Origin of the sequence: Microbacterium marinilacus, assembly GCF_019753765.1 — a bacterium.
GTDB lineage: Bacteria > Actinomycetota > Actinomycetes > Actinomycetales > Microbacteriaceae > Microbacterium > Microbacterium marinilacus.
Window position 1 is genome coordinate 203066 of the sequence record NZ_JAIJZW010000003.1, and the last position, 17220, is coordinate 220285.

General features: G+C 71.4%; 17 protein-coding genes. 13 read left to right on the forward strand and 4 right to left on the reverse strand.

The features are described from left to right. Positions 1–12 precede the first annotated feature (12 nt). Positions 13–1488: an APC family permease gene (locus K5S26_RS06635; RefSeq protein WP_221857158.1), complete on the reverse strand. Its 1476-nt coding sequence runs from the start codon at positions 1486–1488 to the stop codon at positions 13–15. Positions 1489–1704: 216 nt separating this feature from the next. Here K5S26_RS06635 and K5S26_RS06640 point away from each other — a divergent pair, with 216 nt between their 5' ends. Further along, a complete protein-coding gene (locus K5S26_RS06640; protein WP_221857159.1) occupies positions 1705–3177 on the forward strand; it encodes an APC family permease in 1473 nt (490 codons plus the stop codon). Then, positions 3174–3854, forward strand: a complete 681-nt coding sequence (locus K5S26_RS06645) for a helix-turn-helix domain-containing protein (RefSeq protein ID WP_221857161.1) — start codon at positions 3174–3176, stop codon at positions 3852–3854. Before K5S26_RS06640 ends, K5S26_RS06645 begins: the two co-directional genes overlap by 4 nt. 134 nt (positions 3855–3988) lie before the next feature. Here the strand turns inward: K5S26_RS06645 and ald are convergent, their stop codons facing one another. Beyond that, positions 3989–5089, reverse strand: coding sequence for an alanine dehydrogenase (gene ald / locus K5S26_RS06650; RefSeq protein ID WP_221857163.1), 1101 nt, complete (start codon positions 5087–5089; stop codon positions 3989–3991). Between the two features lie 117 nt (positions 5090–5206). On the opposite strand from ald, the gene K5S26_RS06655 reads away from it, so the two are divergent. The 4 genes from K5S26_RS06655 to K5S26_RS06670 all read left to right on the forward strand — a co-directional run bounded on the left by K5S26_RS06655 (position 5207) and on the right by K5S26_RS06670 (position 8525). Then, on the forward strand, positions 5207–5716 hold the full coding sequence (locus tag K5S26_RS06655) for an Lrp/AsnC family transcriptional regulator (RefSeq protein ID WP_221857165.1): 510 nt from the start codon (positions 5207–5209) through the stop codon (positions 5714–5716). 95 nt (positions 5717–5811) lie between these two features. Further along, the gene (locus K5S26_RS06660) at positions 5812–6720 is read left to right on the forward strand and encodes a MetQ/NlpA family ABC transporter substrate-binding protein (RefSeq protein ID WP_221857167.1); all 909 of its coding nucleotides are present in this window, start codon (positions 5812–5814) and stop codon (positions 6718–6720) included. A 105-nt stretch (positions 6721–6825) separates the two neighbouring features. Further along, the gene (locus K5S26_RS06665) at positions 6826–7857 is read left to right on the forward strand and encodes a methionine ABC transporter ATP-binding protein (RefSeq protein ID WP_221857168.1); all 1032 of its coding nucleotides are present in this window, start codon (positions 6826–6828) and stop codon (positions 7855–7857) included. Then, entirely contained in the window at positions 7854–8525 is a 672-nt protein-coding gene (locus K5S26_RS06670; protein ID WP_308122815.1) for a methionine ABC transporter permease, read from the forward strand. Before K5S26_RS06665 ends, K5S26_RS06670 begins: the two co-directional genes overlap by 4 nt. On the opposite strand, the gene K5S26_RS06675 is transcribed toward K5S26_RS06670, so the two are convergent. Then, positions 8526–8948 (reverse strand): VOC family protein, encoded by a 423-nt coding sequence (locus tag K5S26_RS06675; protein WP_221857169.1) that lies wholly within the window; start codon positions 8946–8948, stop codon positions 8526–8528. It lies immediately after the preceding gene. 222 nt (positions 8949–9170) lie between these two features. Further along, complete coding sequence (argG, locus tag K5S26_RS06680) at positions 9171–10613, reverse strand: argininosuccinate synthase (protein WP_221857170.1); 1443 nt, start codon at positions 10611–10613, stop codon at positions 9171–9173. A gap of 134 nt (positions 10614–10747) precedes the next feature. Here argG and K5S26_RS06685 point away from each other — a divergent pair, with 134 nt between their 5' ends. From K5S26_RS06685 to K5S26_RS06715, 7 genes are all read left to right on the forward strand, one after another. Continuing rightward, positions 10748–12175: a UbiD family decarboxylase gene (locus K5S26_RS06685; RefSeq protein ID WP_221857171.1), complete on the forward strand. Its 1428-nt coding sequence runs from the start codon at positions 10748–10750 to the stop codon at positions 12173–12175. Next, entirely contained in the window at positions 12172–12918 is a 747-nt protein-coding gene (locus K5S26_RS06690) for an aspartate racemase/maleate isomerase family protein (protein ID WP_221857172.1), read from the forward strand. Before K5S26_RS06685 ends, K5S26_RS06690 begins: the two co-directional genes overlap by 4 nt. Beyond that, positions 12918–13667: an SDR family NAD(P)-dependent oxidoreductase gene (locus tag K5S26_RS06695; protein ID WP_246603737.1), complete on the forward strand. Its 750-nt coding sequence runs from the start codon at positions 12918–12920 to the stop codon at positions 13665–13667. The genes K5S26_RS06690 and K5S26_RS06695 overlap by 1 nt, the downstream gene beginning before the upstream one ends. 180 nt (positions 13668–13847) lie before the next feature. Next, a complete protein-coding gene (locus tag K5S26_RS06700) occupies positions 13848–14843 on the forward strand; it encodes an ABC transporter substrate-binding protein (RefSeq protein ID WP_221857174.1) in 996 nt (331 codons plus the stop codon). Further along, the gene (locus tag K5S26_RS06705) at positions 14840–15643 is read left to right on the forward strand and encodes an ABC transporter permease (RefSeq protein ID WP_221857175.1); all 804 of its coding nucleotides are present in this window, start codon (positions 14840–14842) and stop codon (positions 15641–15643) included. The genes K5S26_RS06700 and K5S26_RS06705 overlap by 4 nt, the downstream gene beginning before the upstream one ends. An 11-nt stretch (positions 15644–15654) precedes the next feature. Next, positions 15655–16425, forward strand: coding sequence for an ABC transporter ATP-binding protein (locus tag K5S26_RS06710; RefSeq protein WP_221857176.1), 771 nt, complete (start codon positions 15655–15657; stop codon positions 16423–16425). Continuing rightward, positions 16422–17192 (forward strand): ABC transporter permease, encoded by a 771-nt coding sequence (locus K5S26_RS06715; RefSeq protein ID WP_221857177.1) that lies wholly within the window; start codon positions 16422–16424, stop codon positions 17190–17192. Before K5S26_RS06710 ends, K5S26_RS06715 begins: the two co-directional genes overlap by 4 nt. The last annotated feature ends 28 nt before the right edge of the window (positions 17193–17220 follow it).

The window sequence follows — 17220 nt, forward strand, 5'->3', positions numbered from 1 at the left end:
GAAGGGCGCGGGTCACGCGCCGGCGTCGGCGATGGTGTCGAGCACGCGCGCGTACCGGCTGGACCGGAACCGCTTGAGGTAGAGGGCCTGGCCGTAGCCGATCAGCGCGAACAGGGGGATGGACCCCACCAGCAGCGCGCTCACGACACCGAACACCGGCTCGCCCTCGGCGTCGACGTCGCCCACGAGGACGGGGAAGTAGACGGCCACGGCGGCGGCGAATCCGACGAGACCGAGGAAGCCGAGCACCGGCGCGATCCGGGTGCTCCAGAGCCGGCCCCGAGTGTGCGCCCGGACGAAGTAGGCGACGACCGCGACCGCGGTGACGGCCATCATCACGACGATCGCGAGGGTCGCGACGCCGGAGAACCAGGTGAACACCTGCAGCACGGGGTCGAGGCCCAGCACCGCGCAGATCGTCACCAGCACCGCGGCGGTGATCGTCTGCAGCAGCGACGAGCGATACGGCGACTGCTGCCTCTTGTGCACCCACGTCAGCTCGATCGGCAGCAGCCCTCCGCCGGCCATCGAGTGCTGGTAGCGCGTGAGGACGTTGTGGAACGACAGCACGCACGCGAACATGCTGGTCACCAGCAGGACGTTCGTGACGACGTAGCCGACCGGGCCGAGGTACTGGCCCATGGTGATGATGACGACGTTGGCGTAGTCGGCGGCGACCGTGTCGATCGCCTGAGAGGGGCCCCACGCCATGATGAGCGCCCAGGCCGAGACCGTGTAGAACAGCGCGACGCCGATCACGGCGACGTAGGTGGCGCGCGGCACCGTGACGTCGGGGTCCTTCGCCTCGGAGCGGTAGATCGCCGTCGACTCGAAGCCGATGAACGCGGCGATGGCCATCATCAGCCCGATCCCCGGGGCGCCCGACAGCACGTGCGACGGGGCGAACGGCTCGGCCGAGAGCCCCTCGGCGCCGCCCGTCGCCAGCACCGCGACGACGAGGGCGAGGACGATCAGGATCTCGCCGATCAGCAGCACGCCCAGCACCTTGGCGCTGAGATCGATGTGCACGTACCCGAGCACGCCGACGACGGCGACGACGGCGAGCGAGTAGACCCACCAGGGGATGCCGGCCACGCCGAGGCCCTCGAACGTCACGGCGAGGATCGCGCCGATGTAGCCGTACACGCACAGCTGCACGGCGGTGTACGTGAGCAGGGCGAGCCAGGCGCCCGCGACGCCGGTCGAGCGCCCGAGGCCGTGGCCGATGTACGTGAAGAACGCCCCCGGTCGCGGCACCGCGCGGGACATGGCGGACAGGCCGATCGTGAACAGCAGCAGCACGACGCCGGCGACGGCGTACATCGCGGGGAAGCCGATGCCGTTGCCGAGCAGCACGCCGAGCGGAGCGGCGCCGCCGATGACGGTGAGGGGCGACGCCGCGGCGACGACCATCAGCACGATGGCGCCGACGCCGAGGGTGCCCGACAGGGAGCGCGTCTGCTCGGGGCGGACGGGGGTGGCGGTCATGGGTCCTCCGAAGGGGGATCGGTGGAGCTCGGGTGGGTTGCGCCCACTGTGTCGTGCGGCGGTTGCCGCCCGATTGCCCGGTCGTGACGAGTCCTGCACCGCCTGTGAGACGGGTCGGTCTCATTTGCCGCGCGCTCCTCGACACACGCCGCGACACATGGCCGACACACGGCGGCGCTACCGTCTCGACAGGATCCGCCGGGCAGAGGAGGACGGATGCGCGGAGCGGGCGGCCGGATCGCGGCGGCGTCGCCGGTGCACGGCCTCGCCCGGCGCACGGTGGGCTTCTTCGACGTGCTCGGCCAGTCGGTCGCCGCTCTCGCGCCCTCGGCGGCCGCCACGACGATCCCGATGCTGACGTTCGCCGTCGCGGGCGCCGGCTCGGCCCTGGCGGTCACGATCGCGGCCCTCATCGCCCTCGGGGTCGCCGCGAGCATCAACGTGTTCGCGAAGCGGGTCGCCGCCGCCGGCTCCGTCTACACGTTCGTGTCGCTCGGGCTGGGCCCGCGCGCCTCCGTCGCGTCGGGGGCCGCCATGCTGGTGGGGTACGGCCTGATCGCGGTGTTCGAGCTCTTCGCCGCCGCGCACTTCGTCGGCCACGCGTTCGGCGCCGGACCGGGCGTGATGCTCGCGGCGGGCGCCGCGCTGGGCGTGCTGCTGCTCGCGGTCCTGCTGGGCGGCATACGCCTGTCGACCCGGCTGATGCTCGTGGTCGAGGTGGCGACGGTCGTCACCCTCGTCGCCGTCATCGCGGTGCTTCTCACCGTGCTGCCGTTCGACCCGGTCCACCTCGTGCCGCGCGTCGACGAGCCCGACCGCATCGTGCTGGGCGTGGTCGTCACCATGAGCGCGTTCGTGGGGTTCGAGAGCGCCGCCGCGCTCGGGGTCGAGGCCAAGCGGCCGTTCGCGACGATCCCGCGCGTGCTGCTCTGGACCGTCGCGGTGTCGGGCGCGGTGTTCGTCTTCGTCGCCGTCGCCGGCCTGGTCGCGGCCGGCACGCTGGGCTTCGACCGGCTCGTGAACGAGTCGCCGTTCGACACGATCGCGCAGGCCTACGGCGTGGGCTGGGCGGGGGTCGCCCTGGACGTGCTCATCGGCTTCTCGTTCTTCGCCGCCGCGGTGGCCGCATCGACGGCGTTCGTGCGCATCCTGTTCTCGATGTCGCGCGAGGGGACCCTTCCGCGGGCGTTCGGCCGCACTCATCGGCGAACGGGGGTGCCGATGGCGGCGACCCTCGCGTGCGTGCCGCTCGTGGTCGCGCCCGTGGCGCTGCGCGCGGCCGGGATGGGCCTGCGCGACGCGATGGACACGATCGTCGTGGCGGCGGTCGGCTCGTTCGTTCTCGGCTACGTCCTGGTCTGCGCGGCGGTCCCGCCGTTCCTGCGGCGCATCGGCGAGGCCACCGCCTGGCCGGTGGTGCGGGCGGTCGTCCTGACGGCGGTGCTCGGGGCGAGCCTGGTCGCCTTCCTCGTCGTCGCCGCGCTGTCCGGCCAGGTGAACGGCGTGCTCCTCTTCGGCATCGCGCTGCCCGCGGTCGTCGGTGTGCTCGCGGCGCTGCGATCGGCGGCCGGCCGCCCCACGCGCAGCGTGGCGCGCGACGTGCCGCTGCCGTCCGACGTCCTGGGCGGCGCACGCACGCTGGCCGGCACGAGCGGCGAGCCGCCGAGGCGTCGCGGAGGCACGCCGTGACGCAGTGGGACCTGCATCCGAAACAGCCGCGCGCGATCCACTCGGCGCTGCTGGTGCTGGAGGAGGTCGCGAGCGCGGGGCCCGGCGTCACGGTCCGCGAGCTGGTCGACAGGCTCGCGCTGCCGCGCGCCACCGTCTATCGGCTCGTCAACCTGCTGGTCGAGGAGGAGTACCTCGTACGCCTGGCGGACATCGCCGGTCTCGCGCTGGGGACGCGCGTCGCGCGCCTCACGGGTTCCTCCGGGTCGACGGCGGCCGGCGGCTGGACCCTGGACCGCCCGCCGCGCGCCGCGCGGGAGCTGCTCGCGCGGCTGCGCGATGCGGCCGGCGGCGTCGCGGTCCATCTCGTCGTCTACGACTCGGGCGCACCGGTGCCGTTCGACGTCGATCCCGCGTGGCCGTTGGCGGATCCGGTCGCCATGGAGCACGACCTCGACAGGTCGGCCGCCGGGCGGCTGCTGCTCGCGGAGCGCGACGGCGGCGCATCCGGCATGGCGGTGCAGTCCGATCTGCTGGCCCGCGGTCGTGCGTGCGTCGCCGTGCCTCTGCGGCGCGAGTCCGGCGCGCTCGCCGCGGCCCTGTGCGCCGGTGGCCCGAGCGACCGGATGGACCTGCTGCTCGCCGCCGCCCACCGCCATGCCGCATCCGCGGAGCGGCTCTCGTCGTTGCTGACGTGAGGCGCGCGCGAGGCGCCATCCGTGAGTGCCAAATGGCGCTCGCCCTCGGTTCGTGAGTGCCAGATGGCACTCGCCCTCGGTTCGTGAGTGCGAAATGGCACTCGCGGGGGTGGAGCGCCGGCACCGCGGCGGTGTCAGCCGACCGGCGCCGGCTGCGCGAAGGCGGCGGCGACGCCGTCGTTGACGATCGTCCCGCCCCGCACGTTCAAGCCCTTCGCCAGCGCCGGGTCGGCCGCGGACGCGGCATCCCATCCCTTGTCGGCGATCGCGGCGACGTAGGGCAGGGTGGCGTTCGTCAGGGCTCGGGTGGACGTCTCCGGCACCGCCCCGGGCATGTTCGCGACGCAGTAGTAGAGCGACCCGTGCACGGCGAACGTGGGGTCGTCGTGGGTGGTGGGGCGCGACCCCTCGAAGCAGCCGCCCTGGTCGATCGCGATGTCGACCAGCACCGCTCCGGGCTTCATCGCCTCGACCATGTCGAGCGTGACGAGCTTCGGCGCGGCGGCACCGGGGATCAGGACCGATCCGATCACGAGGTCGGCCGAGGCGACGGCCTCCGCGACGGCGAAACGCGTGGACGCGCGGGTCTGCAGCGCGCCGCCGTAGCGGCGCTCGAGCTCGCGCAGTCGCGGCAGCGACACGTCGAGCACCGTCACCTGCGCGCCGAGGCCGAGCGCGTTGGCTGCCGCGTGCTCTCCCGCGACGCCGCCGCCGATCACGACGACGTGCGCGCGCGGCGTGCCGGCGACGCCTCCGAGCAGCGTGCCGCGGCCGCCGTGCGCGCTCATCAGCGAGTGGGCTCCCACGGCGATCGACAGGCGGCCCGCGACCTCGCTCATCGGCACGAGCAGCGGCAGGGAGCGGTCCGGCAGCTGCACGGTCTCATAGGCGACGGCGGTGGTGCCCGCGTCGACCAGGGCACGGGTCAGGGGCAGATCGGCGGCCAGGTGCAGGTAGGCGAACAACGTGAGATCGTCGCGCAGGAGGCCGTACTCGGCGGCGACGGGCTCCTTCACCTTGACGAGGAGCTCGGAGCCGCCCCACACCTCCTCGGCGTCGGCGACGACGCGGGCCCCGGCAGCGGCGAAGTCGGCGTCCGCGATGCGCGAGCCGAGCCCCGCGCCTCTCTGCACGAGCACCTCGTGGCCACGGGCCACCAGCGCGTCGACGCCGGCCGGGGTGATGGCCACGCGGTTCTCGTTGTTCTTGATCTCGGTCGGGATCCCGATCCGCATGTCTTCGCTCCTCAGGGCGGGGGCAGGTCAGGGGAAAGGATCGCAGTCTGTTCGTTTCGAAGGGGTTACATGCGAAGATCATTCGGTGATGTGCCTCGAGTGCGAACGAGAACGACGATGATCGACGAAGAAGCCGGATCGACGCCGAAGAATCCACATCCCGCGCGTCTCGACGAGCTGGACGAGCGCATCGTCGCGATCCTGGAGCGCGACGGACGCATCACGAACGCCGACCTCGCGGCGGCGCTCGACGTGGCACCCTCGACCGCCCACGCGCGCACGCGCTCGCTCGTCGAGCGGGGCGTGATCCGCGGCTTCCACGCCAGCGTCGACCACAACCGGCTCGGCCGGGGGCTGCAGGCGATGATCGGGGTGACGTTGCGCCCCGGGGCGCGCCACGACGCCATCGTCCAGTTCGCCGACGAGGTGCGACGGCTGCCGCAGGTGCTGCAGCTGTTCTTCGTCGGCGGCGTCGACGACTTCCTCGTGCACATCGCCGTCGAGGGATCGAGTGACGTCCGGCGCTTCGTCGTCGACCACCTCTCCGCGCAGCAGTCGGTCGCCTCGACCCGCACGAGCATCATCTTCGAGTACCACCGCAACGCGGTCGGCGCACCGTTTCGCTGACCCCGCTGCGAGGTCTGTTTCGCGATGTGTCGGCCGGTTCGTGCGGCCGAGAGGGCGTCGCCTAGCGTGGGAGGACAGCACCGAAGGAGCACCACATGTCTCGCATCACCCGCGCGATCGTCCCCATCGCCGCCCTCAGCCTGCTCGCCCTCGCCGGGTGCGCCTCGGGCGACGACGGCGCCGGTTCGGACGAGCCCGCGCTCGGCACCGCCGACAACCCCGTCCAGCTCGGCGTCGTCGGAGCGAGCGACCCCTACTGGGACGTCTACAAGGAGGCGGTCGAGGCCGAGGACATCGCCATCGACATCGTCGACTTCACCGAGTACTCGCAGCCGAACCCCGCGCTGACCGAGGGCGACCTCGACATCAACCAGTTCCAGCACATCCTCTTCCTCGCGCAGTACAACGAGGAGAGCGGCGAGGACGTGCAGCCCATCGGCGCCACCGCGATCTACCCCCTCGGCCTGTACTCCGACAAGTACGACTCTCCGGACGACATCCCGGACGGCGAGACGGTGCTCGTGCCGGACGACGCGACCAACCTCGCGCGCGGCCTGCTCGTGCTGCAGGAGGCGGGTCTCATCGCGCTCGAGGACGGCGGCAGCGCCTACTCGACCCCCGAGGACATCATCGAGGACGAGTCGCGCGTCGAGGTCGAGACCGTCGCCGCCGACCTGACCCTCACCTCGCTGCCCGACGTCGCCGCCGCGATCGCGAACAACGACTACGTCACGAAGGCCGGCATCGACCCGGAGACCGCCATCGCGGCCGACAGCGCGTCGGACGAGTCGGCCCTGCCCTACGTCAACGTCTTCGCCGTGCGGTCGGAGGACGTCGACAACGAGGTGCTGAACAAGCTCGTCGAGATCTACCAGACCAACCAGGACGTGCAGGACGGCGTGCTGGAGGTCTCCGGCGGCACCGCGGTGCTCGCCCAGACCCCGGCCGACGAGCTGCAGGCCTCCCTCGCCGACACGCAGGAAGCCTTCGCCGCCAGCAAGTGACACCACGGGAGGCGCGTGCGCGAGAATCCCCCTGTCGGGTGCCGCAGTCCGGCCCCGCGGATTCCCGCACACGCGCCTCCTTCCGTTCTGCCGACCTGAGGATCCATGCCGCACATCCGCATCTCCGACGTCTTCAAGACGTATCCGCCGCAGCGCCGGGGCGGTGATCCGGTCGCCGCCGTCGAGGACGTCAGCCTCGAGATCGAACGCGGCGACGTCTTCGGCGTCATCGGATACTCCGGCGCCGGCAAGTCGACGCTGGTCCGACTGATCAACGGCCTCGAGCCCGTGACGTCCGGCTCCATCGAGATCGACGGCGTCGACGTCGCGCAGCTGCCCGAGCGCAAGCTGCGCGAGGTGCGGCAGGGCATCGGCATGATCTTCCAGCGCTTCAACCTGCTGCGCTCCCGCAACATCCGCCGCAACGTCGCCTATCCGCTCGAGGTGGCGGGGATGCCCCGGCAGCAGCGGGCGGCGCGCGTCGCCGAGCTGCTCGACTTCGTCGGCCTCGCCGACAAGGCCGACGCCTACCCGGAGCAGCTGTCGGGCGGCCAGCAGCAGCGCGTGGGCATCGCCCGCGCCCTCGCGGCCGAGCCCGGCATCCTGCTCGCCGACGAGGCCACCAGCGCCCTCGACCCGGAGACGACCGACGAGGTGCTCGACCTGCTCGCGCGGGTCAACCGCGAGCTCGGCGTCACGATCGTGGTGATCACCCACGAGATGGACGTCATCACCCGCATCGCCAACAAGGTCGCCATCATGGAGCGCGGCAGGGTGGTCGAGCAGGGGCCGACGTACGACGTCTTCACCGCCCCGCGCACCGACACGGCCAAGCGGTTCGTGCGCACGGTGGTCCGCGCGCTGCCGGAGGGCGAGGCGCTGGCGGCGCTGCGCGCCCAGCACGACGGACGCTTCTTCACGATCTCGTTCACCGACTCCGGTGCCTCCGAGGCGCGCGTGTTCGCCGCGCTCGCCCGCGCCGGAGTCGACTTCAACCTGGTGCACGGCGGCGTCGACGACATCCAGGGGCGCGTCTACGGCCTGCTGACGATCGCCGTGCGCGGAGACGAGGCCGCGGTGCGCTCGGCGCTCGCGGGCGTCGGGGCGGGCGTGACCGTCACGGAGGTGGCACTGTGAACGACCTGCTCGACCGCCTGTCGGAGCTCTCCCCGAAACTGCTGGAGCAGACCGGGATCACCCTGTGGATCGTGGTCGCGGCGCTCGTCTTCGGCGGCATCGCCGGTCTCGCCATCGGCACGACGATCACCGTCACGCGTCGCGGCGGCATCCTGCAGCAGCCCGTCGTCTACGGCGTGCTCAACGCGCTCGTGAACACGATCCGCCCGATCCCGTTCATCATCTTCCTGGTGGCGATGCAGCCCTTCACCCGGCTCGTGATCGGCAAGGGCATCGGCAACGAGGCCATCATCTTCTCGCTCTCGATCGCCGCGACGTTCGCGATCGCGCGCATCGTCGAGCAGAACCTGGTCACGGTGGACCCCGGAGTGATCGAGGCGGCGCGCGCCGCCGGGGCGAGCCCGTGGCGGATCATCCGCACGGTGATCCTGCCCGAGGGCGCGGGACCGCTCATCCTGGGCTACACGTTCGCGATCGTCGCGCTGATCGACATGTCGGCCGTGGCCGGCCTGGCCGGCGGCCAGGGTCTCGGCTACTACGCGGTGTCCTACGGTCTGCGCAACTTCGACGAGGTCGTCACCTGGTCGGCGCTCGTCATCATCATCATCGTCACGCAGATCGTGCAGGGCCTCGGCAACTGGCTGGCCCGGCGCATCCTGCGCCGCTGATCAGTCCGGCCGGCCGCTCGAGGCGTTGAGCATCCAGAACACCCCGAAGCGATCGGTGAGCATCCCGAAGTAGTCGCCCCACGGCGCCTGCGCGTACGGCTCGACCACGCTGCCGCCCTCTGCGAGCCGGTCGAAGAGCTCCGAGAGCTCCGGACCGTCGTCGCCGAACAGCGTCACGCTGACGCGCTGGCCGGCGTCGAACTCCATGTCCGACGGGGTGTCCGACGCCATCAGGACGAAGCCGTTCTCGAGGTCGAGCTGGCCGTGCATGACCTTGTCGCGGTCGCTCTCCGGGAGATCCGGGCTGGGCATGTCGCCCATCCGCGTGATGTCGAGCCGTCCGCCGAGCACCGACCGGTAGAAGTCCAGCGCCTCCGCCGCGCCGTCGCGGAAGGAGATGTACGGAGAGACCTTGTAGCCCATGGGGTTCCTCTCATCGCCGGGACGGACGCCCGGATCAAGATGAGGATCCCACCCGCCGCGCGCATCCGGTAGGCGTCGGCCTGCAGCCGTGCGAGACCGCATCCGCCGTGCGAGACCGCATCCGCTGTGCGAGACCGTCGCCGTCGGCTCAGGTCTCGCGCGAGACTTCAGGTCTCGCGCAGGATCTGCGGTCTCGCGGTGGGGGCGGGGCGGGGCGGCGGGTCAGTCGGTGCCGGCGTCGAAGGCGGCCGACTCGCTCGCGGCCTCCACGGCGTCGGCGAACTCCTCCTCGCCGAGGCCCGCGGGCGCGGCGGCGTGCGTGATCTCGACCGCCTCGCCCGACTCGAGCGCGCCGACGAGCTCTGCCGTCGGGCCTCCGATGAGCCCCAGCCCGGCGTACTGCTCGAGGCGGGTGCGCGAGTCGGCGATGTCCAGGTTGCGCATCGTGAGCTGTCCGATGCGGTCGGTGGGGCCGAAGGCGGCGTCGCCCACGCGCTCCATCGACAGCTTCTCGGCGGCGTAGGACAGCGCGGGGCCCGACGTGTCGAGGATCGTGTAGTCCTCGCCGCGCCGCAGGCGCAGGGTCACGGAGCCGCTGACCGCGGTGCCGACCCACTTCTGGATCGACTCGCGCAGCATGAACGACTGCGGCTCGAGCCAGCGGCCCTCGTACATCAGGCGGCCGAGGCGGCGGCCCTGCTCGTGGTACGTCGCGAGGGTGTCCTCGTTGAGGATGCCGTTGACGAGTCGCTCGTACGCGATGAACAGCAGCGCCATGCCGGGCGCCTCGTAGATGCCGCGCGACTTGGCCTCGATGATCCGGTTCTCGATCTGGTCGCTCATGCCCAGGCCGTGCCGACCGCCGATCGTGTTGGCCTCCTGCACCAGCGCGACCGCGTCGGCGAACTCGACGCCGTTGATCGCGACCGGGCGGCCGGCCTCGAAGGTCACGGTCACGTCCTCGGGCTGGATCTCCACGGACGGGTCCCAGAACCGCACGCCCATGATCGGGTCGACGATCTCGAGCGAGACGTCCAGCTCCTCCAGCGTCTTGGCCTCGTGCGTCGCGCCCCAGATGTTCGCGTCCGTCGAGTAGGCCTTCTCGGCCGAGTCGCGGTAGGGGAAGCCGTGCGCGACGAGCCACTCGCTCATCTCCTTGCGGCCGCCGAGCTCGGTCACGAACGTCGCGTCGAGCCACGGCTTGTAGATGCGCAGCCGGGGGTTGGCGAGCAGGCCGTAGCGGTAGAACCGCTCGATGTCGTTGCCCTTGTAGGTCGACCCGTCGCCCCAGATCTCGACGCCGTCCTCGCGCATGGCGCGCACGAGCAGCGTGCCGGTTACGGCCCGACCGAGGGGGGTGGTGTTGAAGTACGTCCGGCCGCCCGAGCGGATGTGGAAGGCGCCGCAGGCGAGCGCGCCGAACCCCTCCTCGACGAGCATCGGCTTGCAGTCGATCAGCCGCGAGGCCTCGGCGCCGTAGTTCAGCGCGCGGCCGGGGATCGAGGCGATGTCGTCCTCGTCGTACTGGCCCAGGTCGCCCGTGTAGGTGAACGGGACGGCGCCCTTGTCGCGCATCCACGCCACGGCGACGGAGGTGTCGAGACCCCCGGAGAAGGCGATGCCGACGCGCTCGCCGACGGGCAGGGACTCGAGGACCTTCGACATGGACCCAAGTCTAGGGTCTGGCCTCCGCCCCTCCGTCTCGGGGCATCGGCGCGAGCGTCTTGAAGGCGCGCCCCCCGATGTGGTGGACTGTCGTTGAATGAAATTCAATTCCATGACACGGAAGTTGGTGTGCGATGGCCGCCTGGCGTGACCTTCGTGAGTTCCTCACGGCCCTCGAGGATCGGGGGGACCTGGTGCGCATCTCGCGCGAGGTCGACTGGGAGTACGAGGCGGTCGCCCTCACGCGGCAGAGCTCGGCCCAGGACGGACCCGCCCTGATGTTCGAGTCGATGCGCGACAGCGCGTTCGGATGCGTCAGCGGCGTCTTCGGCGCCTCGCGCCGCGTCGCGCTCGCGCTCGGGCGCGACTACGACTGGCTGCTGCGCAACTTCGACCAGCTCGAGCGCAACCCGATCGACCCCGTCGCCTTCGGCGCGGACGCGCCCGTCCAGGAGGTCGTGGTCACCGGCGACGACGTCGACGTGCTGTCGCTGCCCCTACTGCGGCATTTCGAGCTCGACGGGGGCCGCTATCTGACGGCGGGCCTGCAGGTCGCTCGCGACCCCGACACGGGCGTCGCCAACGTCTCGATCCATCGGCAGCTGCCCCTCGACCGCGACCACCTGACGCTCTTCGCGCCTCCCGGACGCCACCTGCGCACGATCATCGAGCGCTGGAACGACAAGGGCAAGGGCGCCGAGGTCGCCGTCGTCCTGGGCGCGGATCCGGTCACCCAGCTCGCGAGCCAGGCCCGCGCGCCCTACGGGGTCGACGAGTTCGCCATCGCCGGCAGCATGCGCGGCGAGCCGGTCGAGATGGTCCGCTGCAAGACGATCGACGTCGACGTGCCGGCGCACGCCGAGATCGTCATCGAGGGCGTGATCGAGCCGGGGCGGCTCGAGTCGGACGGCCCGTTCGGCGAGTATCCCGGCACCTACAGCGAGGCGAAGCCCGCACCGGTCATGCGCGTGACCGCCATCACCCACCGTCGCGACGCGTTCTACCAGAACACCCTCACGGGCACGCCGATGACCGAGAACCACTGGATGATGCAGCCGGGGGCGACCGCGATGGCGTATCGCGAGGCGCTGCGCATCTCGCCGGACGTGCGCTCGGTGCACGTCACCCCCGGCGGCACGACGCGCCACCACGTCGTGGTCTCCATGAAGAAGCGGCACCCCGCGGAGCCGCGCAACCTGATGCTCGCGATGCTCGCCGGCAACCTCGGAGCGAAGCTCGTCACCGTGGTGGACGAGGACATCGACCCGTACGACATGCTGCAGGTGGAGTGGGCCGTCAACACCCGCGTCCAGCCCGACCAGGACGTGGTCATCGTGCCGAACCTCTACAGCCCCACGCTCGACCCGTCGGCGCCCGCCGCGCGCACGAGCGCCAAGATGGGCGTCGACGCGACGGCCCCGCTGGGGGAGGCGCGTCGGATGTACGAGGCGCCCGTCCCGGTCGGGTACGACGGCTACTCGCTGGCTGCCGAGTTGGAGCGTGCGGGGTGGCGGATGCCCGACGAGACCGTCTACCTCGCCGGCGGGGGTGCCGCTCGATGAGCGCTCCCTACGGCTCGCGCGGACGGCTGGGCCTGATCCTGCCGGCCGACAACGTCGTGATCGAGCCCGAGCTGGCGGAGTTCGCGCTCGAGGGCGTCAGCGTGCACGGGTTCCGGCTCACGGCGATCGAGCACGCGGCCATGCGCGAGCAGGCGGTCGAGCTGGCGGCGGCGATCGTCGAGTCGGGCGTGGACGCGGTCGTGTACGCCTGCGCCGAGACGAGCTTCTCGGGTGGGGAGGACTCGCGGCGGTCTCTGGCCGGTCTCATCGCCGAGCGGTGCGGGGTGCCGGTGGTGACGGCGACCAACGCGACCATCGCCGCGGCGCGGGCCGCCGGCATCGCCCGCCCCGTGCTGGTCGCTCCCTACACGGATCGCTCTCGCCGGCAGCTGGAGACGGTGCTCCGTGCCGAGGGCATCCCGCCCGTGGCCTCCGTGTCGCGCGACTTCCGCGTGGGCAGCGGCGATCCGCGCGAGTGGTTCGCGACCAACCGGCTCGCCGACGACTCCGCGAGCCTGCTGGCGCGGGGTTCGTTCGTCGCCGACGCCGACGGCGTCGTGATCGCCTCGACGAACTGGCCCACCCTGCGCCGCCTGCCCGAGCTGGAGGCGCAGCTGGGGGCGCCCGTCGTCTCGAGCAACCTCGCGATCCTGTGGTGGGCGGCACGCACGTTCGGCCTTGCGGAGGAGCTGTCACGCCCCGGCGCGCTGCTGGCGGGTGTCGCATCGCGAGTCGCGTCGTGATGCGGCTGGACGGCCGGGTCGCGATCGTCACGGGCGCCGACGGCGGACTCGGCACGGCGATCTCGCGCGGGCTCTCCGACGCGGGGGCGCGGCTGGTGCTGCACACGCGTCATGCCGGAGCCTCCGACGGGCTGGCGGCGGAGCTGAGCGCGCGCGGCGGCGAGGCGGTGTCGGTGAGCGGCGACGTCCGCGACCCCGAGACCGCTGCGCGCGCCGTCGACGCGGCCGACGCGGCCTTCGGCGGGCTGGACATCCTGGTCAACAACGCGGGGGTGACCAGCACCGACGCGTTCCTCGACACGAGCCTGGCGGAGTGGCGCCGCGTCCTCGAGACGAATGTCGACGGCTACTTCCTCTTCGGGCAGGCCGCGGCGCGGCGCATGGTCGTGGCGGGCGCCGGAAGCATCGTCAACGTCGCGTCGACGCGTCAGGTGCAGGCGGCCGTCGGCAGCTCGGCCTATGCCACCTCCAAGGGGGCGGTGGCGATGCTCACCCGCTCGATGGCGCTCGAGCTCGCCCCGCGCGGCGTGCGGGTCAACAGCATCGCCCCGGGCACCATCCCGACGGGGCTCAACGCCGGCTATGTGACGGATCCCGCGTTCGTCGCCGCGCGGACGGCGACGATCCCCCAGGGGCGGTTCGGCAGCCCGGAGGAGGTCGCGGGGGCCGTCGTCTACCTCTGCTCGGACGCCGCGGGCTTCACCGTCGGCGCGTCGATCGTGATCGACGGCGGTCAGACCCTCGCCTGAACGGGCGGTCTCGCGGGGCGACGGAGCGGCTCTGCGTAAATTCCATGTTTCGTTCGGCTGTGGGGGCCGCCCTGGGATTGCGATCCCCGGTCGGAAGTCTCTACTCTCGGGGAGTTCGCACCACGTAATTGAATTCCGTAACACGGAATTCTCGTCTCGTCGTCACCCAAGGAACCCCACATGAGCATGAAGCATCCCCACCGATTCCTCCGCGCGGGTCTCGTCGCGGCCGTTCTTCCCGCAGCTCTCGTGCTGGCGTCCTGCGGCGGCGGCGCGGAGGGCGCGGACCAGGAGGAGGGTCCCGTCACGGTCCGGGTCGCGACCTCGGTCTCGAACTCGTTCCCCTTCATCGCGATCCAGGCCATGGACGCGCTCGGCACCTTCGACGACACCGACCTCGAGGTGGAGGTCATCGAGGCCACCACGCCGACGATCGCCCAGGTGATGGCCGGGGGCGAGGCCGACATCGCGCTCGCCTCGGGCAACACGATGGCGTCGAGCATCGACCTCGGGCTCGACGCGACCATCGCCGCGAGCAACCTCTCCTACTGGGATCAGAAGATCATCGCCCGCCCGGGCTTCGACGCCGTCGAGGACCTCGAGGGCGCGAACTTCGGCGTCACCGGCGCCGGCTCGCCCGGCGAGTACTCGGTCGTGAAGCTGGCCGAGAGCATGGGCTGGGAGGACGGCGACTACTCGGTCACCGCGATCGGCGACCTGTCGTCGCTGACGGCCGCGCTGACCGCCGGTCAGATCGACGCCTTCGCCTGGAACAGCCAGGTCGCCTTCCGGATGGAGGAGGAGGGCACCGGGGTGATCGTCGGGGACGCCGCGGACTACGTCGGCGACAACGTGCAGCAGGCCTTCGCGGTCATGAACGACTTCGGCGACGCGCACCCCGCCGCGGTGAGGGAGTTCTTCGAGGCGTACTTCGCCGAGGTCGAGGCGCTGCAGGCCGACCCGCAGCCGTTCGTCGACGTCCTGGTCGACGAGTGGAGCGTGCCGGAGTCCGTCGCCGAGCGCGTCGCCGAGGAGACGCTGCCGCGCCTGTCGTCCGACGGCGTCATCACCGACAGCGAGCTGGCCGGGCTGAAGGAGAACGCGGAGTACACGCTCGGCGACGGGGAGACGATCGACGAGGTCGCCTACACCCTGTGGAGCGAGCTGTACCAGTGAGCAGCACCACCGCCCCCGCAACGCGGCAGCGCGCGACCCGCGCCGCCGCGTTGCGGCTCCGCCTCGCCGTCATCGCCGCGGGCCTCGTGCTCTGGGAGGTGCTCGCCCGCGTCGGCGTCATCGATCCGCGGTACGCCTCGAGCCCCAGCGGCGTCCTGGGCGGCGTGGCCCAGATCTTCACCGACGCGGACGCGCTGTCCGCGATCGGCATGACTCTGGCGTCCTTCGTGGTGGCGTTCGTCGTCGGGACGGCCCTCGGCATCGTCGCCGGCGTCGCGCTCGGGCTCAGCGCGCTGTTGCGCGAGGCGTACCTCCCCGTCGTGCAGCTGCTCATGAGCGTGCCCAAGTCGGTGTTCCTGCCCATCATCGTGCTGCTCGTCGGGCTCGGCGTCGAAGCCGGGACGGTGTTCGGCGCGATCCTCGCCTTCGTGCACGTGACGGTCAACGTCGTGGCGGGCCTCGATCTCATCGAGCCGCGCCACCTGCGCGTGGGGACCGCCTACCGGGCCGGCACCGTCCGGCTGTTCCTCGACGTCATCCTGCCCGGGGCGACGGCGGGCATCTTCGCCGGCATCTGGCACGGCATCCGCAACGGCTTCGTGGGCGTCGTCATCGCCCAGCTGTTCGTGTCGACGGTGGGCATCGGATACCTCGTGCGCCTGTACACGAACAACTTCCAGGTCGATGAGGCGATGGCCCTCATCGTCGTCACCGCCGTCGCCATCATCCTCGCGAGCAGCCTGTGGACGCGGCTCGAGAACCACCTCAGCCGCTGGCGCGGCGTCCGCGACGAGTTCTAGGAGCGAAGCGCATGAGCAACCTCACCATCTCGAACCTCTCGGTGGAGTACACCGCCGACGACGGCTCGGTCTTCACCGCGCTCGACGACATCAACCTCCGCACCGAGCCCGGCGAGTTCGTCACCGTCATCGGCCCGTCCGGATGCGGCAAGTCGACGCTCCTGCACTGCATCGGCGGGCTGCAGGAGTCGACCTCGGGCACCATCCGCTTCGGGGACGACGTCATCACCGCGCCGGACCCGCGCCGCGGCGCCTTCGTGTTCCAGGACTACAGCCTCTTCCCGTGGAAGACGGTGCGCGAGAACGCGGCCGCCGGGCTGCGGTTCCAGGGGGTGCCGAAGGCCGAGGCGCTGGACATGGCGCAGCGTCAGCTCGACTTCGTCGGCCTCGGCGATCTCGCCGACCGCTTTCCCGCCCAGCTGTCGGGCGGTCAGCAGCAGCGCGTGGCGATGGCGCGCGCGCTCGCCGTGGAGCCGCGGATGCTGCTCATGGACGAGCCCTTCGGCGCGCTCGACGAGCAGACCAGGCGCAAGCTCGGACACGACCTCGTCACCCTGCTCACGGAGGCCGAGCAGTCGGTCGTGATGATCACCCACAGCCTCGACGAGGCGATCTTCTGGGCAGATCGGATCGTCGTGATGAGCGCCCGCCCCGGCCGCATCGCGGAGGAGATCCGCGTCGACGCGCCCCGGCCGCGCGGCATGGAGTTCATGACCTCGCGCGCCTTCCAGGACATCCGGGTGCATCTGTTCGAGATGCTCGAGTCGCCGGTGCCCGCATGAGCGCCCGTACCTCGGCGCTCGTGCGGCGCAAGACGGCCGTCGTGCTCCTCCGGCTGCTGCTGGTCGTCGCGGTCCTCTTCGCGTGGTGGTACGCGACCGGTCCCGGCGGCGTGTCCGGGCTGATCCTGCCGGACATGTCGTCTTTCGCCGAGGCGTTCGTGGACGTCGTCACGACCCCCTCGATGTGGGGCCAGATGCTCGTGACGCTCGGCGAGATGGCCGCCGCGTTCGTCATCGCCGCGGGTGCCGGTCTCGCCGCCGGCTTCCTGCTGTCCCGCTCGCGGGTGAGCGCGATGGCGTTCGAGCCCATGTTCGCGTGGGGATACATGCTGCCGTTCGCGCTGCTGTACCCCCTGTTCCTGCTCTGGCTGGGCGCGGGCGTCGAGTCGAAGATCTTCTACGCCGCCGCCGGGGCGTTCTTCCCCATCGCCTTCAACACGATGCGCGGCCTCCGGACGGTCGACGCGCGCTTCGTGACGGTCGGCCGTGCCTTCCGCGCGTCGCCGATGCAGATGGACTTCTTCATCAAGGCGGGGGCGGCGCAGCCCATGATCCTCGCGGGCCTGCGCATCGGCCTCTCCGTGGTGTCCATCTCGGTGGTCCTCGCCGAGCTGCTCGGGTCGACCATGGGCCTCGGGCACGAGATCCACGCCTCGCAGAGTCGGCTGCGATCCGCCGACACCTATGCGCTCGTCGCGGTCCTGCTGCTCGTCACCGGCACGCTGCAGGTGCTCGTGGAGCGCCTGCTGCGACCCCGGCAGCGTTGACCCGGCACCGTTGACAGGACACTTGGGA

Excerpts from the sequence above, each read along its gene's own strand:
- K5S26_RS06635 (WP_221857158.1), bottom strand. The coding sequence starts at position 1,488 with ATGACCGCCACCCCCGTCCGCCCCGAGCAGACGCGCTCCCTGTCGGGC.
- K5S26_RS06640 (WP_221857159.1), top strand. The coding sequence starts at position 1,705 with ATGCGCGGAGCGGGCGGCCGGATCGCGGCGGCGTCGCCGGTGCACGGC.
- ald (WP_221857163.1), bottom strand. The coding sequence starts at position 5,089 with ATGCGGATCGGGATCCCGACCGAGATCAAGAACAACGAGAACCGCGTG.
- K5S26_RS06655 (WP_221857165.1), top strand. The coding sequence starts at position 5,207 with ATGATCGACGAAGAAGCCGGATCGACGCCGAAGAATCCACATCCCGCG.
- K5S26_RS06660 (WP_221857167.1), top strand. The coding sequence starts at position 5,812 with ATGTCTCGCATCACCCGCGCGATCGTCCCCATCGCCGCCCTCAGCCTG.
- K5S26_RS06665 (WP_221857168.1), top strand. The coding sequence starts at position 6,826 with ATGCCGCACATCCGCATCTCCGACGTCTTCAAGACGTATCCGCCGCAG.
- K5S26_RS06675 (WP_221857169.1), bottom strand. The coding sequence starts at position 8,948 with ATGGGCTACAAGGTCTCTCCGTACATCTCCTTCCGCGACGGCGCGGCG.
- argG (WP_221857170.1), bottom strand. The coding sequence starts at position 10,613 with ATGTCGAAGGTCCTCGAGTCCCTGCCCGTCGGCGAGCGCGTCGGCATC.
- K5S26_RS06685 (WP_221857171.1), top strand. The coding sequence starts at position 10,748 with ATGGCCGCCTGGCGTGACCTTCGTGAGTTCCTCACGGCCCTCGAGGAT.
- K5S26_RS06690 (WP_221857172.1), top strand. The coding sequence starts at position 12,172 with ATGAGCGCTCCCTACGGCTCGCGCGGACGGCTGGGCCTGATCCTGCCG.
- K5S26_RS06695 (WP_246603737.1), top strand. The coding sequence starts at position 12,918 with ATGCGGCTGGACGGCCGGGTCGCGATCGTCACGGGCGCCGACGGCGGA.
- K5S26_RS06700 (WP_221857174.1), top strand. The coding sequence starts at position 13,848 with ATGAGCATGAAGCATCCCCACCGATTCCTCCGCGCGGGTCTCGTCGCG.
- K5S26_RS06710 (WP_221857176.1), top strand. The coding sequence starts at position 15,655 with ATGAGCAACCTCACCATCTCGAACCTCTCGGTGGAGTACACCGCCGAC.
- K5S26_RS06715 (WP_221857177.1), top strand. The coding sequence starts at position 16,422 with ATGAGCGCCCGTACCTCGGCGCTCGTGCGGCGCAAGACGGCCGTCGTG.